Raw genomic sequence first — 26080 nt, forward strand, 5'->3', positions numbered from 1 at the left:
TTTCTGCCCACGATATCCAGGGCGCATTGCGCCTTGTCACCGCCTTCCAAAGGACCGCGTTCGATGAGCCAGAACCAGCTTCACAAATCCAGCCCAACAGCCGATCAGGCCCCGGCACCCTTTGCCGATTTCGCACCGCCGATCCGCGCGCAGAGCACGCTGCGCCAGGCGATTACCGCCGCCTATCGCCGTCCTGAGACCGAAGCCCTGCCGTCGCTCGTCGAAGCTGCTACGCTTCCGGCAGAGACGCAGAAGGCAGCCGCACGGACTGCGCGCAAACTGATCGAAGCGCTTCGGGCAAAGCACAAGGGTTCCGGCGTCGAAGGTCTGGTGCACGAATATTCCCTGTCGAGCCAGGAAGGCGTGGCACTGATGTGCCTGGCTGAGGCGCTGCTGCGCATTCCGGACAAAGCGACGCGCGACGCGCTGATCCGCGACAAGATCGCCGATGGTGACTGGAAGTCGCATCTGGGCGGCGGTCGCTCGCTGTTCGTCAACGCCGCGACCTGGGGTCTTGTTGTCACCGGCAAGCTGACGTCGACCGTCAATGATCGCAGCCTTTCGGCAGCACTGACGCGCTTGATCGCCCGTTGCGGCGAGCCGGTGATCCGCCGTGGTGTCGACATGGCCATGCGCATGATGGGCGAGCAGTTCGTCACCGGCGAAACCATCGACGAGGCGCTGCGCCGCTCGCGCGCGCTCGAGCAGAAGGGCTTCCGCTACTCCTACGACATGCTGGGTGAAGCTGCGACCACGGCCGCCGACGCCGAGCGCTACTACAAGGATTACGAAACGGCGATCCATGCCATCGGCAAGGCATCGGCCGGACGCGGCATCTACGAAGGTCCCGGCATCTCCATCAAGCTTTCGGCGCTGCATCCGCGCTATGTGCGCGCGCAGGCGACCCGCGTCATGGAAGAGCTGCTGCCGAAGGTGAAGGCGCTCGCCGTCATCGCCAAGAAATACGACATCGGCCTCAACATCGACGCCGAGGAGGCCGACCGCCTCGAGCTGTCGCTCGACCTGCTCGAAGAGCTGTGCCTCGACAAGGATCTTGCCGGCTGGGACGGCATGGGCTTCGTGGTCCAGGCCTATGGCAAGCGTTGCCCCTTCGTCCTCGATTTCATCATCGACCTTGCCCGCCGCGCCAAGCGCCGCGTCATGGTGCGCCTGGTCAAGGGCGCCTATTGGGACGCCGAGATCAAGCGCGCCCAGCTCGACGGTCTCGAAGACTTCCCCGTCTACACCCGCAAGATCTACACCGACGTTTCCTACATCGCCTGCGCCCGCAAGCTGCTGGCGGCAACCGACGTGATCTTTCCGCAGTTTGCCACCCACAACGCCCAGTCGCTCGCCACCATCTACGAACTGGCCGGCAAGGACTTCCAGGTCGGCAAGTACGAATTCCAGTGCCTGCACGGCATGGGTGAGCCGCTCTATGACGAAGTCGTCGGCAAGGGTAATCTCGACCGTCCCTGCCGCATCTATGCGCCTGTTGGTACGCACGAGACGCTGCTTGCCTATCTGGTGCGCCGCCTGCTCGAAAACGGCGCCAACTCCTCCTTCGTCAACCGCATCGCCGACCCCAAGGTCTCGATCGACGAACTGGTTGCCGATCCCGTCGACATCGTGCGCGCCATGCCCGTCGTCGGCGCGACGCATGCGCAGATCGCGCTGCCCGTCGGCCTCTTCGGCGATGCTCGTCCGAACTCCGGCGGCCTCGACCTTTCCAACGAAACCTCGCTCGCATCGCTGACTGAGGCACTGCAGGCAAGCGCTGCCATCGACTGGCGCGCGGTCCCGCAGCTGGCAACCGGCCCCGCATCCGGCGAGACCCGTCCCGTTCTCAACCCCGGCGATCACCGCGACATTGTCGGGACCGTCACCGAGACGTCGGAAGCCGACGCCCGCCAGGCGGCAAGCCTTGCCTCGAAAGCCGCCTCGAGCTGGTCGGCGGTGTCGCCGACAGAGCGCGCGGCCATGCTGGTGCGGGCGGCCGATATCATGCAGGCTCGCATGCCGACGCTGCTCGGCCTGATCGTGCGCGAAGCCGGCAAGTCGCTGCCGAACGCCATTGCCGAAGTGCGCGAAGCGATAGACTTCCTGCGCTACTACGCCGAACAGACCCGCCGCACGCTCGGTCCTGCCCACAAGGCGCTCGGCCCGATCGTCTGCATTAGCCCGTGGAACTTCCCGCTGGCGATTTTTGCCGGCCAGATTGCCGCGGCACTCGTCGCCGGCAACCCGGTGCTGGCAAAGCCGGCGGAGGAAACGCCGCTGATCGCCGCCGAAGGCGTGCGCATCCTGCACGAAGCCGGCATTCCCACAGACGCGCTGCAACTGCTGCCCGGCGACGGCCGCATCGGCGCGGTGCTGGTAGCCGCCCCTGAAATTGCCGGCGTCATGTTCACCGGCTCGACCGAAGTCGCGCGGCTCATCCAGGCGCAGCTTGCCGACCGGCTGTCGCCGTCGGGCCGGCCGATACCGCTGATCGCCGAAACCGGTGGCCAGAACGCCATGATCGTCGACAGCTCGGCGCTTGCCGAACAGGTCGTCGGCGACGTGATCGCCTCGGCCTTCGATAGCGCCGGCCAGCGCTGCTCGGCACTGCGCGTGCTGTGCCTGCAGGAAGAAGTCGCCGACCGCATTCTTGCGATGCTCAAGGGCGCGCTGCACGAGTTGAAGATCGGTCGCACGGACAAGCTTTCCGTCGATGTCGGCCCGGTTATCAGTGCGGAAGCGCAAGGGATCATCGAGAAACACATCGAAACCATGCGCGGCATGGGCCGCAAGGTCGAGCAGATCGGTCTCGCATCCGAAACCGGCCTCGGCACCTTCGTGCCGCCGACGATCGTCGAGCTCGAAAAGCTCGCCGACCTCAAGCGCGAAGTGTTTGGCCCCGTCCTGCACGTCATCCGCTATCGCCGCGACGATCTCGACCGGTTGATCGACGATATCAACGCGACGGGTTACGGTCTGACCTTCGGCCTGCACACCCGCCTCGACGAGACCATTGCCCATGTCACGTCCCGAGTGAAGGCCGGCAACCTCTACGTCAACCGCAACGTCATCGGCGCCGTCGTCGGCGTGCAGCCGTTCGGTGGTCGCGGCCTCTCCGGCACCGGCCCGAAGGCCGGCGGCCCGCTCTATCTCGGCCGCCTCGTCGCGACTGCGCCGGTACCGCCGCAGCATAGCTCCGTGCACACCGATCCGGCGCTGCTCGACTTCGCCAAGTGGCTCGACGGCAAGGATGCCAAGGAAGAGGCGGAAGCCGCCCGCACCGCCGGCAGCAACTCGGCCCTCGGCCTCATCTCCGAGCTTCCAGGTCCGGTTGGCGAGCGCAACCTCTATGCGCTTCACCCGCGCGGTCGCGTGCTTTTGGTGCCGGCGACCGAAACCGGCCTCTACCGCCAGCTCGGCGCGGCGCTTGCGACCGGAAACACCGTTGTCATCGATGCGGCATCCGGCCTGCAGTCGTCGCTGAAGAGCCTGCCGGCCAGTGTTTCCATCCGGCTGTCCTGGTCGAAGGACTGGTCTGCCGACGGTCCTTTTGCCGGGGCATTGGTCGAAGGCGACGGCGAGCGCGTCCGTCAGGTCAGCAAGGTCATCGCCGGCCTGCCGGGTCCGCTGGTCCTGGTCCAGGCGGCATCGACCGACGAGATCGGTCGCAACCCCGACGCCTATTGCCTCAACTGGCTCCTGGAAGAGGTCTCCACCTCGATCAACACGGCAGCTGCCGGCGGCAACGCCAGCCTGATGGCAATCGGCTGAGCGCGATAGTGACCTAACATCGACGACGCCTCTCCCCGCACGCGGGGAGAGGCACTCGGTCCGCCTTCTCTTCCCCGCGACCTGAACGTTTGACGGCGGTTGCATTCTTGTGCGTGTCACAGGGAGCCAGCGGTGCCACGTCCGTGGCGCCCGAAGACCAAGACATCTACATGACGGCCGGTTTGATTCCTCTGCAGCGCGAACGCGCTGTGGCTGGACCCCTATGACGAGCACAGGGGTGCGGGCGCTGATGTGCCACCGCCACACGGACCAAGCCGAACCATGGGTGGCACCAATGCGCACAATCCGTTATCAGCGTTGAGCAAACGGAAGCAGCGAATGTTCACCCTCAAGCGCACGGAAACCTCGACGCAGGAAATCAAGAAGAGCCGGTTTCTGGCAATCTGCGCCCCCGTGCCTGACGAGCAGGCGGCAAAGGCTTTCCTCGCGGAGCATTCGGACCCGACCGCCAACCACAATTGCTGGGCTTGGCGCATCGGCCAGGCGTATCGCTTCAATGACGACGGCGAGCCGAGCGGCACCGCGGGCAAGCCGATCCTGGCGGCAATCGACGGCCAGTCGCTAGACCGTGTCGCCGTCGTGGTCACCCGCTGGTTCGGTGGCATCCTGCTTGGCAGCGGTGGCCTGATGCGCGCCTATGGCGGCACGGCCGCGCTCTGCCTGCGGGCAGCCGAGAAGATCGAGATGATCGAGACCGTGCGCGCCACCATCGCCTGCGACTTTGCCGACCTTGCGCTGATCAAGGCGCGCCTTCTTGCCCGCAACGTGACGCTCGTCGGCGAAAGCTTCACCGACAAGGGACCGGTGATGACGGTCGACATGCGCAAGGATGAGGCGGACGGCATTCTTGCCATGGTCACCGACCTCAGCCGCGGGCGTGCGGTCATAGCGACCGACGATTGATCGGCTTCCCTTTGCCGGCCAAATCATCATAAAAACGACCGACAAACTGAATAATATTCAATCCGACAACAGATTCGCCAAGGAGATGGTCAGCATGAAAGAAAGAGTTCTGGGCAAGACGGGCGCGACGATTTCCGAGATCGGGTTCGGCGCATGGCAGATCGGCGGCTCCTGGGGAGACGTCAGCGAAGCGGACGGCAAGCGGGCGCTGAACGCAGCACTCGACAGCGGCGTCACCTTTGTCGACACCGCAGACGTGTATGGCGACGGCCGCTCAGAGAAGATCATCGCCGCGGTCCTGAAGGAGCGCGGCGGAGAAAAACCGTTCGTCGCCACCAAGGCCGGGCGCCGGCTGAACCCGCACGTGACCGAAGGCTATACCGGCGCCAACATCGAAGCCTTCATCGATCGCAGCCTTGCCAATCTCGGCGTCGAAACGCTGGATCTCGTCCAGCTTCATTGCCCGCCGACCGAGGTCTACTATCGCCCAGACCTGTTCGGCGCGCTCGACCAGTTGATCACCAAGGGCAAGATCCGCCATTACGGCGTCTCGGTCGAGAAGGTCGAGGAAGCGCTGAAGGCGATTGAGTATCCCGGCGTTGCCACCGTCCAGATCATCTACAACATCTTCCGCCAGCGGCCTCAGAACCTGTTCTTCGCGAAAGCGAAAAAGAAGAATGTCGGCGTCATCGTGCGCGTGCCGCTCGCCTCCGGGCTGCTGTCGGGCAAGATCAGCCGCGACACGGCGTTTGCCGCCGACGATCATCGCAATTTCAATCGCCACGGCGAAGCCTTCGATGTCGGCGAGACCTTTGCCGGCGTGCCCTTCGAGGTGGCGCTGGACGCCGTCGAGCAGCTCCGCCCGCTGGTGCCCGCAGGCGTGCCTATGGCGCAGTTTGCGCTGCGCTGGATCCTGGAGCAGGAGGCGGTCTCCGTCGTCATCCCCGGCGCCCGCAATGAGGCACAGGCGCAATCCAATGCGGCGGCAAGCGCTCTGTCCGCCATCGACGAGCAAACCAAGGCCTCGATCGCTGCGCTTTACGAGCGGCTGGTCAAGGTTCATGTTCATCATCGCTGGTAGGACGCTCCGCGGCGGCCAATGGGCATGACCGCGGCAATTGACATGGCTCTGGCGGGCCCACAGACGCGCCAGGGCGAAAGAAGGGACCATGACCGACCCTTTCACGCTGCAGCGCTTCGTCGACGCCCAGAGCCGCAACTACGCGGCGGCGCTCGACGAGCTGCGGCGCGGCCGCAAGGAGACCCACTGGATGTGGTTCGTCTTCCCTCAGCTCGCCGGCCTCGGACATTCGCCCATGACCCAGCGCTATGCCATCTCGGGGCTCGCGGAGGCTCGGGCCTACCTCGCCCACCCAATCCTCGGGCCAAGGCTCATCGACTGCACCGAGACCGTGAACGGAATTTCCAGCCGTTCGGCACACGACATCTTCTCAAGCCCTGACGACATGAAGTTTCGCTCGTCAATGACACTGTTTTCGAAGGCCTCAGCCCCCGGCAGCGTCTTCGACCAGGCGCTCGATCTTTACTTCGCGGGGGAAATGGATCGGCGGACGCTCGGCCTGCTCGGCCAGCCTTCGTGATCGCGGCACGCATGCGCCAGCGCACGCGGGGGGTTCCACTGGTCCCGTCAGACGCCGTGGGCGGCGCTTGCGAGGAAGAACAGGACCACGAACGCGCAGACGGAAAGCCCGGCAACAATCACCAACAACTCTTTCATCATGTAACGATACACCGGGCACCCCCTTTCGACTCCGGTCCCGCGCGACAAGCTTTATGCGCGACGGCTCCGCAACGCTTCAAACTTGCTGGACGATTTTCCTCTCCGATCGATGGCAATGCGAGGAAAAATGCAGCAGCGAACCGCCTCCCTCCTATATGGGAATCGGGCCGGTTGTTTTTCACACGCGGGTTTCAAAAAAATGTGAGGACGCCTCCTCTTCCGGCTGCTGCAGACACCTCCGGATCGCTTCGTCCCACCCCTCCACAGGTGCGACGCAAACGGCGTCGTTTTAAATTACATTATACTAATAAACATATGATTGTCACAGGCGTTTTTGCCCGCCAACCGAAAGGCGTATCCCGCTCAAGTGGAAAGGCTTGGAGAGGTAGACATGGTGGAAGATTGGCAGAACCACAGGCGCTAACGCGCCGGCGCCGCGCCTTGCGGCGCTAGCACTTGGACTGCTAAGATCTTGAAAAGAATGGCGCACCCGAAGAGATTCGAACTCCTGACCCCCAGATTCGTAGTCTGGTGCTCTATCCAGCTGAGCTACGGGTGCTTTCGCCTGCAGCGGTCAAACCGCTTGCGTGAGCGGTTCTCTAAAGGGAACTTTCGGGGATTGCAAGCGCCGTTCGGCAAAAAATTTCATTTTTACGACGGCAGGGTCTGAAGCTGTGGATTCCCGCGGCGAAATCGGCGCGCGACTTTCGCCGCAAACCCTTTCAGTGGCGGGCTTTGGAGCGAAATGCATCGAGAGGCACCGGGCGATCCGGTAATTCGATGCGAAAAAGCGTTCCCGGCGTCGGCTTTTCCACAAGCGCTATGGTGCCGCCATGGGCGAGCACCAATTCGCGGGCAATCGCCAACCCGAGACCCGTGCCGCCGGAGCGCGCCGAGCCGCGGAAAGCGGCAAAAAGGTTCTCGCGCGCCTTCGGCGGCATGCCGGGACCGGTATCGTCGACGGAAATCGTGACGACGCTGCCCATGCGCATCGCCGAAACGCTGACAATTCGCGGCCGGCCATCCTCGGCCTCGTGATTCGTCAGGGCCTGGACGGCATTGCGGCAGATATTGTGCACCACCCGGAACAATTGCTCGCTGTCGGCATCGACCTCGAGATCGTCCTGCACCTGGATCTGGAATTCGATGCCGGATTGCGGATCGATGGACAGCAGTTCGGCAACGTCGGAGACCAGCGGCTTCAAGGCGACGAAACGACGGTGCGGTTCGGCTTCGGTCGTACGGCCGTACGAGAGCACCTCACGAGTATAACCGACGGCGCGGTCGATCGCACGCAAGAGCGTCGGCGCGAAGCGCTTGACGACGGGATCGTCGACATCGGCGAGACGGTCGGAGATCAGTTGCGCCGACGACAGGATGTTGCGCATGTCGTGGTTGATCTTCGACACGGCGAGACCGAGCTCCGCGAGGCTCTTCTGCTGCTTCAGCGTCTTCTGCAGCTCACGCTGCATGCTGGCCAGATGCTGGCCGGCGACCGCCAGTTCGTCGCGCCCCTCTGGCGGAACGAGCACGCGCGCCGGGTTGGAGGGATCGTTCGAGAATTCCTGCATGCTCGCCGTCATCCGGCGGATCGGCACGATCAGCATCCGGTTGATCGCAAGGAAGATCAAGGTCGCGGTGATCAGCGAGATGATGATCGACAGGAAGAAGACGTTGCGGGAATAGACGAGCATCGCCTTGTGCAGGCTGGCGTCGGCCATGACCAGCTCGATCACCGCGTCGCTTTCGCCGAGCGGCCCATAAACGCGTACCACCCGTTTGCCGCCGAACAGCAGCGTATCGAAGGCATCGCGGATCGCCGCAAAGGCGGTGAAATCGGCGGTGTCGTATTCGCCGTCGATCTCCGAGGGCATATCGGCGGCGGCGATCATCCGCGAGGCGTCCTTGCGGCGAATGACGATTGCCTTTGTCCCCGTCGCCATCAGCGTGTCGTCCTGGACGTTTCGCGGCAGCTCGACATTCTGCAGGCCGTCGACGACGACGGCGGCGGCAGCAACCGTGTTCAGCCGATCCTGCAGCCAGCGAATGCGCATGTTGGCAACCGAAGGCACGAAGATCAGTACTTCGGCCAACATGACGAAAGCGATCGTCAAAAGCAAAAGCTTGCCCGAGAGCCCGCGGAAGAAGCCCGCGGCGGCCCGCGGCGCTTCCCTCACCGTCGTCGGCTGCGCCTCTTCGCTCATCGTTCCGAAAATTCCCTGTCCGTCAGCCGAAAACCCGCAAGGCCCTGATGACGGACCGCACGACGGCATTCTTCGCCAAGGGCGCATAATAGGAGATGACCGCCTGTTTTCCAATCTCGGAAAGGGTCGGATAGGGTGCGACATAGCCGCGGACCTGCTTGAGCGTCATGCCGTTGGCGACCACGAGCGACCACATGCTGATCAGCTCGCCCGCACCGGGGGCGGCAATCCCGACTCCAAGGATGCGTCCACGGCGGCCGACGACGATCTTGACCAGACCGGCTTCGACCCCGTCCGTACGAGCGCGATCGCTCAAGGCTAGATCGGTCCTGATGATCTCGACGGCGCCGCATTTGTCCCGCGCCTCGGCCCCGCTCCATCCGACCTCGGCGATCTCAGGATCGCTGTAGGTGACCTTCGGCACGATCGCCCGGTGTTCCCGCGCCGGCAACCGGAACAACAGCTGCTGCAGCACGAGCCGCGCATGGTAGCTCGCCACATGGGTGAACTGCAGCCCACCGGCAGCGTCGCCGATCGCATAGACGCGGCGATTGCTGGTGCGAAGGTTCGACCCGACCTCTATGCCCTTGGCGCCGTGGTCTATGCCGGCTGCAGAAAGGCCGAGCGATGCGTGGTTCGGTCGACGGCCCGCGGCGATCAAGAGATCGCTGCCTTCGAGCTGGAAAGCGCCGCTGCCATTCTCGCATCGCAGAACGATCCGACCGCCACTTTGCACGGCCTCCAGGATCGTCGTTGCCTCGTGCAGGACCACGCCCTCTGCGCGAAGGGCGGCAATCGCGATCGAGGCCAGTTCCGGATCGGCACCCGATAGCGCCCGTCGGCTTTCGATCACAGTGACTTCGGCACCGAGCCGGCGATAGGCCTGTGCCATCTCGATGCCAACAGGACCTGCACCGACAATCAACAGATGCGCCGGCAGCCGGGTCAGATCGAACAGCGTTTCGTTGGTCAGGAACGGCACTTTGTCGAGGCCCTGAATATCGGGAATCGCAGGAGACGAACCGGTCGCGATCACGAACCGCCGGGCGCGGATGAGGTGGTCGCCCGCTGCAACGGTGTTTTCATCGACGAACCGGGCGGAGGATTGCAGTACTTCGACGCCGAGGCCGGTAAAGCGCTCGACGCTGTCGTGCGGGGCGATGCCGGCGATGACCTTATGAATGCGGGCATGAAGGCGTTCATAGTCGACCGCAGGTTCGCTTGCCGTCAGGCCGAACCGGCCGGCCGTGCGGATCGTCTGGGCGTGCCTGGCAGCGGCAATCAGCGTCTTCGACGGCACGCACCCATGGTTCAGGCAATCGCCGCCCATCGAGCCCCGCTCGATCAGGACCACCGGAACGCCGAAGGCGACGGCACCGGCCGCCACGGAAAGTCCGGCGGCACCGCCACCGATCACGCAGATATCCGGATTGATGACTTTCGCCACGCCTGCCCCATACACTTCAAACAGCCTTGCGGCGCGACCATACCCGCTTGAAGGCGAGTGGCAACGCCGCAATGAGCGCAAGCGCCACGAGCGCCAGGGTCAGCTTCGGCGTTGCAAAATCCGACAGAGACAGCTCGCGACCGGCGGCCGCCGCGCGCGCGATCACCTCGTCGAGCCCGCCACCGAGCCAGGCATAGGCGAAGGTGGCGGGGACGATACCGATCAAGGTGGCGATCGCAAACGTCCTCAATCTCACTTCGAAGAAGGCCGGTGCGATGTTAACAATGAAAAACGGAAAGATCGGCGCCAGGCGCAGCACGAGAAGATAGACAAACGCATTGCGGCAGAACCCGTCGGCAAAGCGCGCGAGGAATGGTCCGGCCCGCCGGCGCAAGAGATCGCCGAACATGCTGCGGGCTGCCAGAAACAGCAGGCATGAGCCCAGCGTCGCGGCGGCCACTGCGAGAAGCCCGCCGCCAGCACAGCCGAAGAGAAAGCCGGCAAAGATCGTCAGGACCGAAGCAGCCGGGATCGAAAAGACCACGACCGCGATGTAGACGAGGAAAAACAGACCGGCCGCCTGGACCGGATAGGCTTCGACATAGAGACGCAACACCTCGCGGTGGTGGACGAGTGCACTCAGCGACAGATAACGCTGAAGGCCGAAGGCGTAGGAGGCGAAACCGCCGGCGACAAGAAGCGCCAACAGCACCAGCCGCCACGCGATCCTGCCCCGGTCTTCGGGCGTGCCCTCGTCAAGCGCCTCCGGCGGCGGTGGACCGGCATCCCCGGGCCTGTTGGTGGCGCTTCGGTACATGTGATTTCGTTTCTTGGAAAACTCTGTCCTTGCAGTAACGGCAATTCGCACCGGGGACCAATAACGAATGGTCGCGTCGCAAAACGTCAGCGTGAACGGGCCGGCAAGACAACTCACGTTGCCGTGAGACGAAAGCAGTTGCCGCAGCGGCGGCACCCTGATCGCCGTTTATCCACGGAAAACGCCCGCGGAGACGTCAGTCGTCCGCGGGCGTCATTGTTCAGTTCATTGCGCGACGACTACGCCGCGCCGATCAGAACTCTTCCCAGTTGTCCCTGGCGACGGCAGCCGAGGATCCGCCGCTGAAGGCGCGGGCGACGTTGCCCATCATCCGACGCGCGGGCGATTCCACCGGGCGGCTGGTTTCCCGCGCCGGTGCGATCGTGCGCGCAGCCGCAGTGCCGTCGAGCTTGAAGTAGGCGATCAGGCTCGCAAGGTTGTTGGCTTCCGCCGACAGCTTGTGGGTCGCGGCATTGGCCTCTTCCACCATGGCGGCGTTCTGCTGGGTGACCTGGTCCATCTGGTTGACGGCGGTGCTGACTTCGCCAAGGCCGGTCGACTGTTCGCGGGCGGCCGTGGCGATCGAGTGGATATGGTCGTTGATCTTGAGCACGCGCTCTTCGATCTCGCCAAGCGCCGAGCCTGTTTCCTGCACGAGCCGGACGCCGGTTGCCACTTCCGAGCCGGACTTCGAGATCAGGGACTTGATGTCCTTGGCCGCACTTGCAGCACGCTGGGCAAGCTCGCGCACTTCCTGGGCGACGACGGCAAAGCCCTTGCCGGCATCCCCGGCTCGCGCCGCCTCGACGCCGGCGTTCAGCGCCAGCAGGTTGGTCTGGAAGGCGATCTCGTCGATGACGTTGGTGATCTGGCCGATCTCGCTCGAGGCCTGCTCGATGCGGCCCATCGCCTCGACCGCATTGCGCACGACGGCGGCGGATTCGGCAGCGCTCTCCTTGGCTTCGTTGACCATCACGGTCGCTTCCTGCGCCCGCTCTGTGGAGCTTCTTACTGCCACGGTGATCTCGTCGAGCGCTGCCGACGTTTCTTCCAGGGCGGCGGCCTGCTGTTCGGTGCGCTTCGACAGGTCATCGGCAGCAGAGCGAAGCTCGGACGAGTTGCCGTTGATCGAGTCCGTGGTGACACGCACTTCGCGCAGCGTCTTCTGCAGCGTCGACAGCGTCTCGTTGACGTTCTTCTGCAGTTCGGCGAAGGCGCCCTGGAACTGGCCGTTCATGCTCTGGGTCAGGTCGCCGCCGGCAAGGCTGGCGATAACGCGGCGCGTTTCGGCGATGCCGGCATCGACGCTGCCGACGAGCTCGTTGACGCTCGATGCGAAGCGGTTGAGATCGTCGTTCTCGTAATCCTTGCCGATGCGCTTGGTGAAGTCACCGGCGGCGGCGGCCGAGACGACGACGCCAATGCTGGTCTGCAGGTCGGCGCTCTTTTCGCGCAACGCCGCTTCCTGAGCGTTGAGATCGCGAACGGCAAGGCCGTTCTGCTTGAAGATCTGCACGGCTGCCGCCATTTCGCCGATCTCATCCTTGCGGTCGGCAAAAGGTACGTCGGCAGAAAGATCGCCACCGGCGAGTTGCTTCATCTTGCCCGTCAGGTCGAGGATCGGGCGGCTCAGATGGTTGGTGCCGATATAGAAGGCAGTGCCGATACCGACGGCAAGTCCGAGCCCGGCGATGCCGAGAATGATGACGATGACCGAGCGCTCGAACGAGGCGATGTCGGCCTGAACGGCCTTGAGCGTAGCGATGTTCGCCTCGACAACGGCATCGATCTCGGCCTGGAAGGCCTTGCGGTTGGCGCGGTTGGCGTCGTTGTTGCCCTGTTCGTTGGCCGCCTTCGGCGAAACTTCCTGGCTGAGACGTGCGGTTTCGACGCGGAACGCCTTGAACTCCTCGGCGCGCTTGATCAGCGCATCGAACGAGCCGAGCGTTTCGGCCGGCACCAGCGGGCGCCACTCGGCAAACAGCGCATCGATCTTTTCGAGATTCTTCAGAATGCCCTCGGCAAAGGGCTTTGCCTTTTCGATGGTGGGCGCTGCGTAAATCCCGCGCGCTTCCATGACGACGCCGGTGACCAGTCGATTGAGGTGCTCGCCGTTGAAGGCACGCTCTGAAGCGTTCTGATACTGATGGAACCGGCTGTTGTATTGAGAAACGACCAACAGTGACATGCCGGTCACCGCGATCGCCAGGAGGCTCATCACCCCAACGATCAGATTGATCTTACCACGTATTTTCATCGCTGCCTCCACGACACCGCGAGACTTGCCCGGTTATCGGAAGGTCGCGGCTATTGCACCGCGGCCACGCTAAAACATCCATGGTTAATAAAGATCGTCGTGGACAGCAGGCATTCTAGGGAGGGCGCGTTAGCTCTCTGTTTACCAGCCTGAGATAGCGCGTCGTGGTGCATGCGCGCGCGAATCGAGGTCGCGCCGACACCTCGATTCGATCACTTTTGCCTTTCGGATCGGCCCGCGTGATTGACTTTCCGGGAAATTTGCCTTTATAAGCCGCCCACGTCCGGCCAAGCCTGCCTGCCCGACAGGCGGAGCTATGTCCGGAACGTAAACGCTCCTTGCTACATGCAAACCCAAGAAGGGCCGCACACCGCGGTATTAAATAAATGAAGCGTACTTACCAACCGTCCAAGCTTGTTCGCAAGCGCCGTCACGGCTTCCGTGCACGCATGTCCACCGCCGGTGGCCAGAAGGTCCTCGCAGCCCGCCGGGCTCGTGGCCGCAAGCGTCTTTCGGCTTAAGCCGAAGTTGCCCGAAACCAGTGTCCGGGCACATGACGTCAGATAAAGACAAAACGACTGTCGGGCGGCTGAAAAGCCGTCCGCAGTTTTTGGCCGTTCGGGCAGGAGAAAGCCGTAGAGGCCCGCTGTTTCTCCTCGAAGTGCTCGACCGCAACGATCCGGAGGGCGAAGCCCGCGTCGGCTTCACCGTCACCAAGAAACACGGCAATGCCGTCGAGCGAAACCGGATGCGCCGACGCCTGAAAGAGGCGGTGCGGCTTTCCGCCGGGTTTGCAATGAAACCCGGACACGACTATGTGATTGTCGCCCGACGCGATCTCCTGCATGCCCCCTTCGACGCCTTGACCCGGGGGCTTGGCGAGCGCATCGAAAACAAGCCGAAACAGAAGCGGCCGCCGGCCGGTTCCAGGAAACAATGATGGAAAAAAACCGCAACTATTTCGTGGCGATCGGCCTGTCCGTGCTGATCCTCGTCGCCTGGCAGTTCCTTTACGTCAATCCGAAGATTGAAAAGGAACGCATCGCTGCGGAAGCGCTGCAGGCCCAACAGGCTCAGCAGGCCCAATCGCAGCCGGGTGCAACGGCGCAACAGCCGGCGACCGGCCAAGTCCTGCCTGGCGGCACAGTTCCCGGCACGGGCGAAAACCGCGACCAGGCGCTTGCGAAGTCGGCCCGCGTTGCGATCGACACGCCTGCGGTTTCCGGTTCCATCAACCTGACCGGCGCGCGCTTCGACGATCTCAAGCTCAAGGCCTACCACGAGACCGTCAGCAAGCAGAGCCCGATCATCACCCTGTTCAGCCCGGCCGAGACGACCGACGGTTACTTCACCGAAATCGGTTATGTCGGCGACGCGGCAAGCGGCAGCGTGCCCGGTCCGCAGACCGTCTGGACGCTTTCGGGCGGCGACAAGCTGACGCCCGCGACACCGGTGACGCTCACCTACACCAACGAGAAGGGCATCACCTTCAACCGCACGATCTCGATCGACGACCGCTACATGTTCCAGGTGGTCGACAGCATCAAGAACGATACGGCCGAACCTGTATCGCTGTCGTCCTACGGCCGCGTGACGCGCTTCAACAAGCCGACGACACCGAGCGTCTACGTTCTGCATGAAGGCTTTATCGGCGTCATCGGCGAGCATGGCCTGCAGGAAGTCGGCTACTCGAAGATCGAGGATGACAAGGCGATCGAGCCCGGCAAGGCGACCGGCGGCTGGCTCGGCATTACCGACAAATATTGGGCCGCAGCGGTCGTTCCGCCGCAGGCAACCCCATTCGAGACCCGTTTCTCGCACTTCACGGACGGCCGCGCCCGCTACCAGAGCGACTACAAGAGCGACGCAATCACCATTGCCCCCGGCCAGTCCTCGGAACTCAAGAACCTCGTTTTTGCCGGCGCCAAGGAAGTTCCCGTCGTCGACAATTATGAAGCTGCCTATTCCATCCCGAAGTTCGATCGCCTGATCGACTGGGGCTGGTTCTACTTCATCACCAAGCCGATGTTCAAAATGATGGACTACTTCTATCGTTTGTTCGGCAATTTCGGCATCGCCATCCTGACGACCACCATCGTCGTCAAGCTCCTGTTCTTCCCGCTCGCCAACAAGCAGTACGCTTCGATGGCGAACATGAAGAAGGTTCAGCCGAAGATGGAAGAGCTGAAGAAGAAGTTCGGCGACGACCGCATGGGCCTGCAGCAGGCAATGATGCAGCTCTACAAGGAAGAGAAGATCAATCCGCTCGCCGGCTGCTGGCCGATCCTGTTGCAGATCCCGGTGTTCTTCGCGCTCTACAAGGTGATCTACATCACCATCGAGATGCGCCACGCACCGTTCTTCGGCTGGATCCACGACCTTTCGGCGCCGGATCCGACGACGATCTTCAACCTCTTCGGCCTCTTGCCGTTCGACGCACCGTCGTTCCTGCACCTCGGCGTCTGGCCGATCATCATGGGTATCACCATGTTCGTGCAGATGCGCATGAACCCGACACCGCCCGATCCGACCCAGGCGATGCTGTTCACCTGGATGCCCGTGGTCTTCACCTTCATGCTGGCATCGTTCCCGGCTGGTCTGGTGATCTACTGGGCCTGGAACAACACGCTTTCGGTGCTGCAGCAGTCGATCATCATGAAGCGCCAGGGCGTGAAGATCGAGCTGTTCGACAATCTGAAGAACCTGTTCTCGAAGAAACCCAAGCCGGCGGAGTGACGCCGGCAGACAGAGCCTTCGCAGGGCCCCGGACCGAAAGGTCCGGGGTTTTTCTTTTTGTGTCTGTCCCTGTTTGCGACGGGACATTGTCGCGGATACCGGTGCCCACGCGCGCGTTGCGATCTATTGTTCAACCTTCGCGCTCCGGATCCTGACGATGTCGCAGTCGACCCTCCCTTCAACGACGACAGCTCTCCAAAACCGCACGGGCGGCGTTCTGCTCGTCCTTGGCTCGGCAATCGTCTGGAGCTTCGGCGGCACGCTTGCACGGTTTCTCGATATCGCCGACGGCTGGACGATCGTCTTCTGGCGGTCGACGTTCGCGACCCTTTTCCTGATCGGCTTCATGCTGGTGCGTGACGGAGTCGCCAACATGACCCGCCTGTTCCGCGAAATGGGTTGGCCGGGCATTGCAGTCGGCTGCTGTTTCGCCACGGCCTCGACCAGCTTCATCCTGGCACTCGCCTACACCACGGTCGCCAACATCGTGCTCATCCAGGCCGGAGTGCCGTTGATCGCAGCGCTCATCGGCTGGCTGCTCTTTCGCGAGCGGGTTTCTGCCATCACCTGGGCGGCAATCGCCGCCGTCATCGCCGGTGTCGTCGTGATGGTCTCGGATTCGATCGGCGGTGGCGTCTCGCCGGTCGGCGATGCGCTGGCACTGCTGATTGCGCTCGCCTTTGCCTCGGCCACGGTGATCACCCGCCGCTACGCCCATGTGCGCATGGCGCCGGCCGCCTGCTTCGGCACAATCGTCGCCGGAACCATTGCAGCGACGCAAGCCTCGGGCTTTGCCGTCACGACGAATGAGCTTGCCATCCTTGTCGCCTTCGGCGCCCTCAACTTCGGCCTTGGGCTTGCGCTGTTCGTCACCGGTGCGCGGCTGCTGCCCTCGGCGCTCGCTGCCCTGCTCGGCACGCTCGAAACCGTGCTGGCGCCGCTCTGGGTCGCCGTCATCCACGGCGAGATTCCGCGGACCAATACCATCGTTGGTGGATTGATCGTACTTGCCGCCCTGTTGGTTTACCTGACGCTTGAGCTCCTGCGCCAGCAAATCCGGCCGGTTCGGTAGCTGCGCCGAGCCGAAAGCTTGACATCGCTCGTCAAAACCGTGAAGCCAAGTCCAACTTGACGAAGGAATGAAGACCAATGGCCGACACTAAGACAAAAGACGACAAGCCGCTGTTCGGCCGGCCGTGGATTTTCATTCGCGGCGTGCCGGCGATGAAGTTCCTGCCGCCGGAAGGCCCGACCGAAATCGCCTTTGCCGGCCGTTCCAATGTCGGCAAGTCGTCGCTGATCAATGCGCTGGTCGGCCAGAAGGGCCTGGCGCGCACATCCAACACCCCCGGGCGCACCCAGGAACTCAACTACTTCGTGCCCGACGGTTTTTCCGGCGAGGCAGGCGACCTGCCGCCGATGGCGCTGGTGGACATGCCCGGCTACGGCTATGCCCAGGCGCCGAAGGAACAGGTGGATGCCTGGACCAAGCTGGTGTTCGACTACCTGCGCGGTCGGGCGACGCTGAAGCGCGTCTACGTGCTGATCGATTCCCGCCATGGCATCAAGAAGAACGACGAGGACGTGCTGTCGCTGCTCGACAAGGCAGCTGTCTCCTACCAGATCATCCTGACCAAGACTGACAAGATCAAGGCCGCCGGCGTGCCCCGGCTGGTCGCCGAAACGCTCGAGAAGATCAAGAAGCATCCTGCCGCATTCCCCGAAGTTCTCTTCACTTCCTCGGAAAAGGGTGAAGGCATCGACGAGCTGCGCGCGACGATCGAGCTTGCGCTTTCGCGCTGAGAGCGCAAACCGCCGACAAGTCTTTGATCTCCGTCACTACCCTGACATGCAAACCGCTCTATCTCTGCCGTGCGGTCGCGCGTTTCCTTGCGCGATGGCGCCAAGGATAGGAGAGACACATGTCCGATTTGATCGTTGTGGGGTTCGATACGCCTGAGGAAGCTGACAAGGTTCTCGTCAAGCTCGCCGGCCTCAAGAAGGAATATCTGATCGACCTCGAGGACGCCGTCGTCGTCGTGCGCGACGCGGATGGCAAGGTCCATCTCAAGCAGAGCCTTAACCTGACCGCGATCGGGGCGACCTCGGGCCTTCTGTCCGGCTCGATCTGGGGCGGGCTTGTCGGGCTCCTGTTCCTCAATCCGCTTGCCGGCTTTGCCATCGGCGGTGCACTCGGCGCTGGTGCCGGTGCGCTTTCGGGCTCACTGACCGACTACGGCATTGACGACGACTTCATCAAATCGCTGGGCAACACCATTCCGAACAACTCCTCGGCGCTGTTCATCCTGGTGCGCAAGGTGCAGCCGGAAAAGGTTCTCGCCGAATTCTCGGGCCTGCGCGGTCGGGTGCTGAAGACATCGCTGTCACCCGAACAGGAGCAGAAGCTCCAGGCGGCTCTCTCCGACGCAACGACGGCTTCGCCGCAAGCCGGAACGTTCTGAAGCGCGGCTTCCTGCGGGCATGCCGCGTTGCCCGCAGGGACCAGCGTCAGGCGCTCGCCGGCACGAATGCCAGCGCGAAACCATTGATGCAATGGCGCTTGCCGGTGGGCGGCGGGCCATCGTCGAAGACGTGGCCGAGATGCCCGCCGCAACGATGGCAGTGGCATTCGGTGCGCGTCATGAACAGCGACTTGTCCTCGCGCGTTGCCACGCCACCGGGAAGGGATTGCCAAAAACTCGGCCAACCGGTGCCGCTGTCATACTTGGCTTCGGATGAGTAGACCGGGAGCGCGCAGCCGGCGCATTGGAATGTACCCTTGCGTTTTTCATCGTTGAGTGCGCTGGTGAACGGTCGCTCTGTGTCTTCGTGGCGCAGGATCCGGTATTGCTCGTCCGTCAGGATTGCCCGCCATTCGGCATCGGTCTTGGTCACTGCGAAAGTCTCGGCCGAGGCTGGGCGCGCCGCCAGCGGAAACCCTTTTGCCGCCGCGATCGCAATCACGCTCAGCGTCCCACCGAAGATCAGAAAGTTTCGCCGGTTCACCATCGAACCCTCCTTTTCACGCCCCTGACGCTGACGTGCTCGAAGATAGCCATCGGCCAGTCAGGCGGCAAAACAAGACCGATCAAAGCGCCGTGAAGGGGATCGGTTGAAAAGGCCACCGATCGCAAGCGATCGGTGGCAGGGGCGCCGGCGCCACGGATGAGACCGCCGGCGACGGATCGCCTGCGAGTGTCTGCCGCGGCGACCCGGAGAAGAGAGACCTCAGCCCTTGGGCAGCAGCACCTTGTCGATCACATGGATCACGCCGTTCGACTGCTTGACGTCGGCGATGGTGACTGTGGCCGTACCGCCGGCCTCGTCGGTCAGCGTGATCTTGCCGCCGTCGTCCTTGGCTTTCAGAATGCAACCGCCGACCGTCTTGACGTCATGTTCACCGCCATCGTCCTTGACCATCTTGGCGATCGCCGAGGACATCGCATCGGCCGAGACGACATGGCAGGTGAGAACCGTCGTCAGCTTGTCCTTGTTTTCCGGTTTCAGCAGCGTGTCGACCGTGCCGGCCGGCAGGGCGTCGAATGCCTCGTTCGTCGGCGCGAAGACCGTGAACGGGCCCTTGCCCTCAAGGGTTTCGACCAGTCCGGCGGCCTTGACCGCTGCGACCAGGGTGGTGTGATCCTTCGAGTTGACGGCGTTTTCGACGATATTCTTGTCCGCATACATCGCCGCGCCACCGACCATCGGGTTTTCGGCATGAGCGATTGCGGCGCTTGCCGTCAGCAAAGCAATAGTGGCGAACGAACGGAGCCCAGAGGTGAACATCTTAGTCTTCCTTCCTGTTGAACCTGTCATGGAGGCGACACACAAGCCGCCCCGTTGAAACTGCCGTTCCCTCCTCGGGAACATGACAAGCAACGGAAGCCTTCCAAAAAGAGTTTCAGGAATTTTTCAGATTGTCGGTCGGCCGGGCGAAAACTCGCCCTGAACGCGGCGCAGGCGCGAGAAGAAGAGTACGTGGGGAGCTAGAGGTCGCGCGCCTTGCCGAGCGCGATGATCGGGCCGGTGGCCGAACCGGTCGGCGAGCCGCCAAGCGGCTCGATGCTGACGGCGAGGACCGAGCCGCGCGAGAACTTCTCGCGCATCGCCGGGGCAATGAGGATTTCGCCCTCGCCGGTCTGAGGCAGCACGCCGAGGGAGAGAGCCGGGTTGTCGCCGTTGATCAGCCACAGCTCCAGCGATTTTTCCTCCGCCTGCCGCGTGGCGACCGGCGTCACCCGGAGATGGCCGGTTTCGCGATCGAACCGGGCGACGAGGTCGACCGAGATGCCCTTGCCGGTCATCTCGGCAACCAGCGGACGGCCGCCGGAAGGCGGTGCAAACAGTCCCGCCATGGACGCGCCCATCACGGCGACGACGGCAAGCGAGGCGAGCGCGAGACCGCGCCAGAGCGCAAGAGATTGCCAGATACCCGCGCGCGCCGGGGCGGCGGCCGGCGAAGCCGTTTCGAAAAGCCTGCGCTCGATCGCGGCAAAGGTCCGCGCAGGCGGCGCCACGGGATCATAGGCTTCGTCGAAGGAGGAAAGGTTGTTCTGCCAGCGCGTGACCATGGCGGCGAAATTGCGGTCGGAGGCAAGCCGAGCCTCGACCTTGCGACGATCGTCGGCGGACAGCACGCCCAGCACATATTCCCCGGCGATCACCTCGTCGCGGCGGAAGTCTCCTTTGTCTGGGGTGGACGCTGTCATCGCTCCATGCACTCTCTCAACTTCAACAGGCTGCGCCTCAACCAGGTTCGCATCGTGTTCAGCGGCACAGCATACACTTCGGCCAGTTCCTGATAACTCAGACCTTCGACATAGGCGCGCCGCACGGCGTTTGCCCGATCGGCCTCAAGCTCCTCCATGCACGCATCGATCCGCCTGCCCTCCGCTCTTACCACTGCCGATTTCTCCGGATCGGCAGCAGGATCAGCCAAATCATAGGCTTCGTCAATCGCGTTGGCGATGGGTTTGCGTGCCCGGATCAGGTCGATGGCGCGGTTGCGCGCGATCGCCGCCAACCAGGACATCGGCGTTGACTGGCCCGGAGAAAAACGGTCGGCGTGCTGCCATATTCTGACGTAGACTTCCTGCAGCGTTTCTTCCGCTTCACTTCTGTCCCTAAGGATACGCAGACAAATGGCGAAAAGTTTCGGACTGGTCAGCCGGTAAAGCTCGGCAAAGGCCGCGCGATCCCTGAGCGAAACACGGCCGAGCAGTCCGGAAATTTCCTCGTCGATCATTGCCTACCCGACCCGATGCATTCTTGAGACAGGACATAGGGCACAAATCGCCATCCGCCAGCGTGCATCGTCATTGCTGTTTTATGTTGCTCCCCGATCATTCCATCAACGGGAAACATGCGTTAAACAGCAGCCGGTATTTTTCGAGGGTCCGCCATGTCCGCCAATGAAAGTGAAATCCAGGCACGCCTGCTTACCCAGGCCCTGCCCTACATGCAGCGCTACGAGAACAAGACGATCGTCGTCAAATATGGCGGCCACGCCATGGGCAATGCCGAACTCGGCCGCGCCTTTGCAAGCGACATCGCGCTGTTGAAGCAGTCGGGCGTCAACCCGATCGTCGTACACGGCGGCGGCCCACAGATCGGCGCGATGCTGACGAAGATGGGCATCGAATCGAAGTTCGAAGGCGGCCTGCGCGTCACCGACGAAAAGACGGTCGAGATCGTCGAGATGGTTCTGGCCGGCTCGATCAACAAGGAGATCGTCGCCCTCATCAACCAGACCGGCGAATGGGCGATCGGCCTTTGCGGCAAGGACGGCAACATGGTCTTCGCCGAAAAGGCGCGCAAGACCATCAAGGACCCGGATAGCAACATCGAGCGCGTGCTCGATCTCGGTTTCGTCGGCGAAGTGGTCGAAGTCGACCGCACGCTGATCGACCTGCTTGCCCGCTCGGAAATGATCCCGGTGATCGCGCCGGTCGCGCCAGGCCGTGACGGACACACCTACAATATCAACGCCGACACCTTTGCCGGCGCCATTGCCGGTGCGCTCAACGCCACGCGCCTGTTGTTCCTGACGGACGTTCCGGGCGTGCTCGACAAGGATGGCAAGCTGATCAAGGAACTATCGGTCGCTCAGGCCCGCGCCCTGATCGCCGACGGCACGATTTCCGGCGGCATGATCCCGAAGGTCGAGACCTGCATCGAAGCGATCAAGGCCGGCGTCCAGGGCGTCGTCATCCTCAACGGCAAGACGGCCCATTCGGTGCTGCTCGAGATCTTCACCGAGCGCGGCGCCGGCACGCTGATCGTTCCCTGATCGACGGCAAGCCACGACGCGTGAAAAAAGCGGGATACGGTTTTCAGGCCGTGTCCCGCTTCTGTTTTTGACCATGCTCAGACCTGATAAACGGCCACGGCTTCCTGCTTCAGCTTCTCCATCATCGCCCGATAAGGGAACGGCCCGTAGCTGACCCGGGCGACGCCGGCCGAAGCCAGCGTCTTCAGATCAGGTGCGCCCGGTCGCATCATCACGTTGACCGGCAAGCTCGAGGCGGCGCAGACCTTGGCGATCAACCCCTCGTCCACCAACCACGGCACGAAGAAGCCGCTGGCGCCCGCTTCGGCAAAGGCCTTTCCGCGCGCAATCGCCTCATCGACGAGGCCGGCATGGTGGGCCGCATCGCTCGCCTGCAGGAACAGGTCGGTGCGGGCATTGATGAACAACGGCACGCCACGGCGATCCGCCATCTCGCGGATAGCCCGGATACGGGCGGCTTGCTTCTCGAGTGCATGCACGCCTGACTTGCCGACCACCTGGTCCTCGAAATTGATACCGATGGCGCCGACGTCGATCAGCCGCGAGACGTTGGCAGCCCCCGTTGCCGGATCATCGGAATAGGCCCCCTCGAAATCGACCGTCACCGGCAGTTCGGTCGAGCCGACGATCAGCCGGGCGATATCGGTCAACAGCGCCAACGGCACCTTCTCGCCATCGCCGAAGCCATGAGCGGCGGCGATCGACCAGCTGCCGGTGGCAAGCGCCTTGGCGCCGGCCTCGGCGACCGCCTTGGCGCTGCCGGCGTCCCAGATGTTGTAGAGCACCACCGGATCGCCCTTTTTATGCAGGGCGGCAAAGGCGAGCGCCTTTTCCTTCTGGTTCATTGCGTTTCCTCCACGAACGGGCTGACAGGTTTCGCTTTCGCCTCGTGCCGCAACAGCCACTGTTTCCGCCAGAGCCCGCCGCCGTAACCCGTGAGCGAACCGTCAGCGCCAAGGCAGCGGTGGCAGGGTATGACGATGGCGATCCGGTTGGATCCGTTTGCACTGGCCACGGCACGCGCGGACTGGATCGTAGCGACCTCGCGGGCAATGTCACCATAGGACCGCGTCCCACCGGCGGGAATCTTTACAAGCTTCTCCCAGACGTTGCGCTCGAAAGGCGTCCCGCCGGGCGCAAGCGGCGTTTGGAATGCGCCCATATCGCCCGCGAAATAGGCCTTCAACTCGCCTTCAATCCTGTCGATCGGCGCCGTCCTGCCGGGGACAATCGCCGAGCGTGTCGCTCGCTTCAGCGCCGCGAGTTCCGTCGGCAATGCCTTGCGATCGTGGAACTCGAGCAGATGCAGATGTGTGGCGTCGCCGATCGCGACCATGGGGCCGATCGGCGTCTCGAGCCAATCAAAGGAGAGCAGCTCCCGCCCCAAAGCGGCGGCCGGCGCGTCGCCAAGCAATCGCTGGAAGGCGGCACGAAAGCCGCTCGGCGATTCGTAGCCGGCTTTGAGCTGGGCGTCGATCACGCGCCCTCCGTCGGCGAGCTGACGGGCAGCAAGCCCCAGGCGGCGATACCGCGCCAGATCGAGAAAGGTGATGCCGAGATTGCGTTTGAACGCCCGGCGGACAGTCGACGGATCGAGCCCGCGGCGCACGATATCATCCTCGCTCCAGCGCCGCTCAGGTGCTACTTCCAGCGCCTGCAGCAGCTCTTGTACCAGCGGATCCTTGGCGCCGAAGGTGGCGAGCGGCCGGCAGCGCTGGCAGGGACGGAACCCCGTCTCCAGGCAGGTGCCGATCGAGCCCACGAAAATCGTGTTTTCTCGCTTCGGCTTGCGGGCTGGGCAGGACAGGCGGCAGAAGACGCCTGTTGTCTTGACGCAGACGAAGGCTGAACCTTCGTATTCGGTGCTTCGCGCCATCAAGGCGTCGTAGAGCGTTTCATCGGAAGGAAGATCGAACAACATGGCGTGGTTCTACCACGACCACAGGGCGAAGAGACGCCGGTTTTCGGGCGTCTATTTTTTCAGATCAGCGTTGTCAGATCAGCACGAGCGTCACCACGCCGAGCACGATCAGCAGGCAGCCGAGAAGTTCGAGCCGATTGATCCATTCGCGGAAGATGAAGAAGGACGAGGCGAATGTGAAGAGCATCTCGACCTGCGCCACCACCTTGACGATCGCCGCCTGCTGCAGCGTCATTGCCATGAACCAGCCGAAGGACGCGGAAGCGCCGACGAAACCGACGACGACGGCCGGTTTCCACGCGGCGGCGATCAGCTTGAGCTCGCCTGGTTCGCGGGCCACGATCCAGATCAGCATCACCACCGTCTGCAGCAGGATGACGAAGCCGAGCGTGAAGCTTGCCTGCATCATGTAATCGGGTGCCGGCAAGCTCGGTGCGAGTGCGAGCGACGCGGAACGATAGGCGACGGCCGAGAGCCCGAAGAACGTTCCCGAAAGCAGGCCGATGCCGGCGGTGCGGCTGAAAACCGACGTGACCAGCGAGCGTGGGCTGAGCGTCGTGCGCGCGACGGAAATCAGCATGACGCCGACAACAGAGATGGCGATCGCCACCAGCGTGCCCTCACTCGCCCGCTCGCCGAGGAAGATGAGGCCGAAGAGGGCTGCCTGGGCCGGCTCGGTGCGCGAATAGGCGGTGCCGACCGCAAAGTTGCGGAAGGAAAAGAGGTGTACCAACAGGAAGGTTGCGGCGATCTGTGCCAGCCCGCCGATCACGGCCCAGAGGAAAAAGGTGCCATTGGGTACCGGAAGCGGACGACCCACCACCTGCCAGAGCACGAACAGGTAGAACAACGCAAAAGGCAGGCCGAAGCCGAAACGCACGAAGGTTGCGCCCGTCGTGCCCATGACGCCCTTCAGGTGTTTCTGCATGGCGGAGCGGACATTCTGAAGGAAGGCCGCAGCGACGGTGATGAGTACCCAGGTTTCCATGGCCGCGAGCTAACATGCCCGGCCTGGTATTGCCAAGAACTCCATACGCTCTCGCCTATTTAGTCTGATTTTTCCTGGACGTCCGCCAGTTCGCCAGCCCGACGGAGCGTCAGCGGCGGGACCTCTTCTTCGAAAATCTTCACGCTCTGATCGTAATTCGGCGCGATCGTGCCCAGCAGGCGATCCAAGAAGGAGAAATAGTTGCCGTAATTGTACCGGAAGCCGGAATGATGCTGGTCGTGGAACGTCGTGCACAACAGAGGCGACGGATAACGTGCGGTGGATGTGGCGAAATACTCGAAGCCACAATGGCCGATCATGCCGTTGAAATGTTCGAACAATCGCTGCCCTATGAGGATTGCCGGCGGAAACGGAACGACGAAAACGACGACGGCCGAAAAGCTCTGCAAGAGGAAGTTGTCGACAACATCCTCCGAATAGGTGCTCCAGATCGTCGGCGCGACGCTTTTGTGATGAAGGGCGTGCAGCGGGAAGAGCCACCGGGTGTGCAGCAGCCGATGCATGAAATAGAACCAGGTATCGTAGAGGAACATGCACAGCACGAAGAGCGGCACCGCCGCCCACCAGTGCAGAGCCCAGGGCGCCGGCGCCCAGCCCTTCTGCTGGACGTAAAGACCGATCGTCAGCGGCAGGCAGGCGCTGAACATCGACGCCAGGCTCTGGCGGATTTCCGCCTTGCGGCGTCTGCCCGAACCGCGGCCCTTCTGGATCTTTCGTTCCGGATTGCGGGCGTTGAACCAGGTCACGCCATAGCCGAAGGCGAAATAGGTCACGACGGTCGTCGCGTAAAACCCGAACAGAAACAGCAGATAGAACACTTCGTCCGACATGTGCACCTGCCGCCACGTGTCTGAAACCGCCCCGGGCGAAAGATGCCATGCCGTCTAGGCAATTCAAAGTGGAAATGCGTGCGCCGGCAGGACAACCCGCGCTGCGGCGTGCATTTTGTCGTTTGCCGCCCATC

23 protein-coding genes and 1 tRNA gene are annotated in these 26080 nt (G+C 63.0%); 11 read left to right on the top strand and 13 right to left on the bottom strand.

All coding sequences use genetic code 11. The features are described from left to right. Positions 1-63: 63 nt before the first annotated feature. From putA to BLJAPNOD_RS00790, 4 genes are all read left to right on the top strand, one after another. Positions 64-3771, top strand: a complete 3708-nt coding sequence (putA, locus tag BLJAPNOD_RS00775) for a trifunctional transcriptional regulator/proline dehydrogenase/L-glutamate gamma-semialdehyde dehydrogenase (protein ID WP_115421075.1) — start codon at positions 64-66, stop codon at positions 3769-3771. A gap of 339 nt (positions 3772-4110) precedes the next feature. After that, positions 4111-4695, top strand: a complete 585-nt coding sequence (locus BLJAPNOD_RS00780) for a YigZ family protein (RefSeq protein ID WP_115418590.1) — start codon at positions 4111-4113, stop codon at positions 4693-4695. A gap of 94 nt (positions 4696-4789) precedes the next feature. Then, on the top strand, positions 4790-5776 hold the full coding sequence (locus tag BLJAPNOD_RS00785) for an aldo/keto reductase (protein WP_115418591.1): 987 nt from the start codon (positions 4790-4792) through the stop codon (positions 5774-5776). An 88-nt stretch (positions 5777-5864) separates the two neighbouring features. Then, positions 5865-6296: a DUF1810 domain-containing protein gene (locus tag BLJAPNOD_RS00790; protein WP_077502931.1), complete on the top strand. Its 432-nt coding sequence runs from the start codon at positions 5865-5867 to the stop codon at positions 6294-6296. A 622-nt stretch (positions 6297-6918) separates the two neighbouring features. On the opposite strand, the gene BLJAPNOD_RS00795 is transcribed toward BLJAPNOD_RS00790, so the two are convergent. The 5 genes from BLJAPNOD_RS00795 to BLJAPNOD_RS00815 form a co-directional block, all read right to left on the bottom strand. Continuing rightward, positions 6919-6995: transfer RNA gene (locus tag BLJAPNOD_RS00795), tRNA-Arg, on the bottom strand. A 163-nt stretch (positions 6996-7158) separates the two neighbouring features. Further along, on the bottom strand, positions 7159-8640 hold the full coding sequence (locus BLJAPNOD_RS00800; protein ID WP_077502932.1) for a HAMP domain-containing sensor histidine kinase: 1482 nt from the start codon (positions 8638-8640) through the stop codon (positions 7159-7161). Between the two features lie 22 nt (positions 8641-8662). Further along, complete coding sequence (locus tag BLJAPNOD_RS00805; protein ID WP_115421076.1) at positions 8663-10087, bottom strand: FAD-dependent oxidoreductase; 1425 nt, start codon at positions 10085-10087, stop codon at positions 8663-8665. Between the two features lie 16 nt (positions 10088-10103). Then, a complete protein-coding gene (locus BLJAPNOD_RS00810; protein WP_115418592.1) occupies positions 10104-10904 on the bottom strand; it encodes a TVP38/TMEM64 family protein in 801 nt (266 codons plus the stop codon). A 253-nt stretch (positions 10905-11157) separates the two neighbouring features. After that, the gene (locus BLJAPNOD_RS00815; protein ID WP_115418593.1) at positions 11158-13161 is read right to left on the bottom strand and encodes a methyl-accepting chemotaxis protein; all 2004 of its coding nucleotides are present in this window, start codon (positions 13159-13161) and stop codon (positions 11158-11160) included. 386 nt (positions 13162-13547) lie between these two features. On the opposite strand from BLJAPNOD_RS00815, the gene rpmH reads away from it, so the two are divergent. From rpmH to BLJAPNOD_RS00845, 6 genes are all read left to right on the top strand, one after another. Further along, positions 13548-13682: a 50S ribosomal protein L34 gene (rpmH, locus tag BLJAPNOD_RS00820; protein ID WP_077502936.1), complete on the top strand. Its 135-nt coding sequence runs from the start codon at positions 13548-13550 to the stop codon at positions 13680-13682. 20 nt (positions 13683-13702) lie between these two features. After that, positions 13703-14101 carry a ribonuclease P protein component gene (gene rnpA / locus BLJAPNOD_RS00825; protein WP_077502937.1) on the top strand — a complete coding sequence of 133 codons (399 nt, stop codon included), beginning with the start codon at positions 13703-13705 and terminating at the stop codon, positions 14099-14101. Then, entirely contained in the window at positions 14101-15897 is a 1797-nt protein-coding gene (yidC, locus tag BLJAPNOD_RS00830; RefSeq protein WP_077502938.1) for a membrane protein insertase YidC, read from the top strand. Before rnpA ends, yidC begins: the two co-directional genes overlap by 1 nt. Before the next feature lie 157 nt (positions 15898-16054). Continuing rightward, the gene (locus tag BLJAPNOD_RS00835) at positions 16055-16969 is read left to right on the top strand and encodes a DMT family transporter (protein ID WP_115421077.1); all 915 of its coding nucleotides are present in this window, start codon (positions 16055-16057) and stop codon (positions 16967-16969) included. Positions 16970-17046: 77 nt separating this feature from the next. Beyond that, complete coding sequence (gene yihA, locus BLJAPNOD_RS00840) at positions 17047-17700, top strand: ribosome biogenesis GTP-binding protein YihA/YsxC (RefSeq protein ID WP_077502939.1); 654 nt, start codon at positions 17047-17049, stop codon at positions 17698-17700. Positions 17701-17819: 119 nt separating this feature from the next. Further along, on the top strand, positions 17820-18359 hold the full coding sequence (locus tag BLJAPNOD_RS00845; protein WP_077502940.1) for a DUF1269 domain-containing protein: 540 nt from the start codon (positions 17820-17822) through the stop codon (positions 18357-18359). A 46-nt stretch (positions 18360-18405) separates the two neighbouring features. Here the strand turns inward: BLJAPNOD_RS00845 and msrB are convergent, their stop codons facing one another. The 4 genes from msrB to BLJAPNOD_RS00865 all read right to left on the bottom strand — a co-directional run bounded on the left by msrB (position 18406) and on the right by BLJAPNOD_RS00865 (position 21142). Further along, positions 18406-18906 carry a peptide-methionine (R)-S-oxide reductase MsrB gene (gene msrB, locus BLJAPNOD_RS00850; RefSeq protein ID WP_115418596.1) on the bottom strand — a complete coding sequence of 167 codons (501 nt, stop codon included), beginning with the start codon at positions 18904-18906 and terminating at the stop codon, positions 18406-18408. Positions 18907-19125: 219 nt separating this feature from the next. After that, positions 19126-19683, bottom strand: a complete 558-nt coding sequence (locus BLJAPNOD_RS00855) for a fasciclin domain-containing protein (protein WP_115418597.1) — start codon at positions 19681-19683, stop codon at positions 19126-19128. 200 nt (positions 19684-19883) lie between these two features. Further along, positions 19884-20606 (bottom strand): anti-sigma factor, encoded by a 723-nt coding sequence (locus BLJAPNOD_RS00860; RefSeq protein ID WP_115418598.1) that lies wholly within the window; start codon positions 20604-20606, stop codon positions 19884-19886. Beyond that, complete coding sequence (locus BLJAPNOD_RS00865; protein WP_115418599.1) at positions 20603-21142, bottom strand: sigma-70 family RNA polymerase sigma factor; 540 nt, start codon at positions 21140-21142, stop codon at positions 20603-20605. The genes BLJAPNOD_RS00860 and BLJAPNOD_RS00865 overlap by 4 nt, the downstream gene beginning before the upstream one ends. 156 nt (positions 21143-21298) lie before the next feature. On the opposite strand from BLJAPNOD_RS00865, the gene argB reads away from it, so the two are divergent. Then, on the top strand, positions 21299-22186 hold the full coding sequence (argB, locus tag BLJAPNOD_RS00870; RefSeq protein ID WP_077502945.1) for an acetylglutamate kinase: 888 nt from the start codon (positions 21299-21301) through the stop codon (positions 22184-22186). A gap of 77 nt (positions 22187-22263) precedes the next feature. Here argB and BLJAPNOD_RS00875 read toward each other — a convergent pair whose 3' ends face one another. From BLJAPNOD_RS00875 to BLJAPNOD_RS00890, 4 genes are all read right to left on the bottom strand, one after another. After that, positions 22264-23031, bottom strand: coding sequence for an isocitrate lyase/phosphoenolpyruvate mutase family protein (locus BLJAPNOD_RS00875; protein WP_115418600.1), 768 nt, complete (start codon positions 23029-23031; stop codon positions 22264-22266). After that, on the bottom strand, positions 23028-24107 hold the full coding sequence (locus tag BLJAPNOD_RS00880; protein WP_115418601.1) for a trifunctional transcriptional activator/DNA repair protein Ada/methylated-DNA--[protein]-cysteine S-methyltransferase: 1080 nt from the start codon (positions 24105-24107) through the stop codon (positions 23028-23030). The genes BLJAPNOD_RS00875 and BLJAPNOD_RS00880 overlap by 4 nt, the downstream gene beginning before the upstream one ends. Before the next feature lie 73 nt (positions 24108-24180). Next, on the bottom strand, positions 24181-25095 hold the full coding sequence (locus BLJAPNOD_RS00885) for a DMT family transporter (RefSeq protein ID WP_077502948.1): 915 nt from the start codon (positions 25093-25095) through the stop codon (positions 24181-24183). Between the two features lie 59 nt (positions 25096-25154). Further along, a complete protein-coding gene (locus BLJAPNOD_RS00890; RefSeq protein ID WP_115418602.1) occupies positions 25155-25946 on the bottom strand; it encodes a sterol desaturase family protein in 792 nt (263 codons plus the stop codon). Positions 25947-26080: the final 134 nt, after the last annotated feature.

The sequence above is a fragment of the Ensifer sp. M14 genome (genome assembly GCF_003355565.1).
Lineage (GTDB): Bacteria > Pseudomonadota > Alphaproteobacteria > Rhizobiales > Rhizobiaceae > Ensifer.

What these genes read in the sequence shown, in the direction of transcription:
- BLJAPNOD_RS00785 (WP_115418591.1), top strand. Translation starts at nt 4,790, where the DNA reads ATGAAAGAAAGAGTTCTGGGCAAGACGGGCGCGACGATTTCCGAGATC.
- BLJAPNOD_RS00880 (WP_115418601.1), bottom strand. Translation starts at nt 24,107, where the DNA reads ATGTTGTTCGATCTTCCTTCCGATGAAACGCTCTACGACGCCTTGATG.
- BLJAPNOD_RS00855 (WP_115418597.1), bottom strand. Translation starts at nt 19,683, where the DNA reads ATGTTCACCTCTGGGCTCCGTTCGTTCGCCACTATTGCTTTGCTGACG.
- BLJAPNOD_RS00815 (WP_115418593.1), bottom strand. Translation starts at nt 13,161, where the DNA reads ATGAAAATACGTGGTAAGATCAATCTGATCGTTGGGGTGATGAGCCTC.
- argB (WP_077502945.1), top strand. Translation starts at nt 21,299, where the DNA reads ATGTCCGCCAATGAAAGTGAAATCCAGGCACGCCTGCTTACCCAGGCC.
- putA (WP_115421075.1), top strand. Translation starts at nt 64, where the DNA reads ATGAGCCAGAACCAGCTTCACAAATCCAGCCCAACAGCCGATCAGGCC.
- msrB (WP_115418596.1), bottom strand. Translation starts at nt 18,906, where the DNA reads ATGGTGAACCGGCGAAACTTTCTGATCTTCGGTGGGACGCTGAGCGTG.
- BLJAPNOD_RS00865 (WP_115418599.1), bottom strand. Translation starts at nt 21,142, where the DNA reads ATGATCGACGAGGAAATTTCCGGACTGCTCGGCCGTGTTTCGCTCAGG.
- BLJAPNOD_RS00890 (WP_115418602.1), bottom strand. Translation starts at nt 25,946, where the DNA reads ATGTCGGACGAAGTGTTCTATCTGCTGTTTCTGTTCGGGTTTTACGCG.
- yihA (WP_077502939.1), top strand. Translation starts at nt 17,047, where the DNA reads ATGGCCGACACTAAGACAAAAGACGACAAGCCGCTGTTCGGCCGGCCG.
- BLJAPNOD_RS00845 (WP_077502940.1), top strand. Translation starts at nt 17,820, where the DNA reads ATGTCCGATTTGATCGTTGTGGGGTTCGATACGCCTGAGGAAGCTGAC.
- BLJAPNOD_RS00810 (WP_115418592.1), bottom strand. Translation starts at nt 10,904, where the DNA reads ATGTACCGAAGCGCCACCAACAGGCCCGGGGATGCCGGTCCACCGCCG.
- BLJAPNOD_RS00835 (WP_115421077.1), top strand. Translation starts at nt 16,055, where the DNA reads ATGTCGCAGTCGACCCTCCCTTCAACGACGACAGCTCTCCAAAACCGC.
- BLJAPNOD_RS00860 (WP_115418598.1), bottom strand. Translation starts at nt 20,606, where the DNA reads ATGACAGCGTCCACCCCAGACAAAGGAGACTTCCGCCGCGACGAGGTG.
- BLJAPNOD_RS00780 (WP_115418590.1), top strand. Translation starts at nt 4,111, where the DNA reads ATGTTCACCCTCAAGCGCACGGAAACCTCGACGCAGGAAATCAAGAAG.
- BLJAPNOD_RS00885 (WP_077502948.1), bottom strand. Translation starts at nt 25,095, where the DNA reads ATGGAAACCTGGGTACTCATCACCGTCGCTGCGGCCTTCCTTCAGAAT.
- rpmH (WP_077502936.1), top strand. Translation starts at nt 13,548, where the DNA reads ATGAAGCGTACTTACCAACCGTCCAAGCTTGTTCGCAAGCGCCGTCAC.
- BLJAPNOD_RS00800 (WP_077502932.1), bottom strand. Translation starts at nt 8,640, where the DNA reads ATGAGCGAAGAGGCGCAGCCGACGACGGTGAGGGAAGCGCCGCGGGCC.
- BLJAPNOD_RS00790 (WP_077502931.1), top strand. Translation starts at nt 5,865, where the DNA reads ATGACCGACCCTTTCACGCTGCAGCGCTTCGTCGACGCCCAGAGCCGC.
- BLJAPNOD_RS00875 (WP_115418600.1), bottom strand. Translation starts at nt 23,031, where the DNA reads ATGAACCAGAAGGAAAAGGCGCTCGCCTTTGCCGCCCTGCATAAAAAG.
- yidC (WP_077502938.1), top strand. Translation starts at nt 14,101, where the DNA reads ATGGAAAAAAACCGCAACTATTTCGTGGCGATCGGCCTGTCCGTGCTG.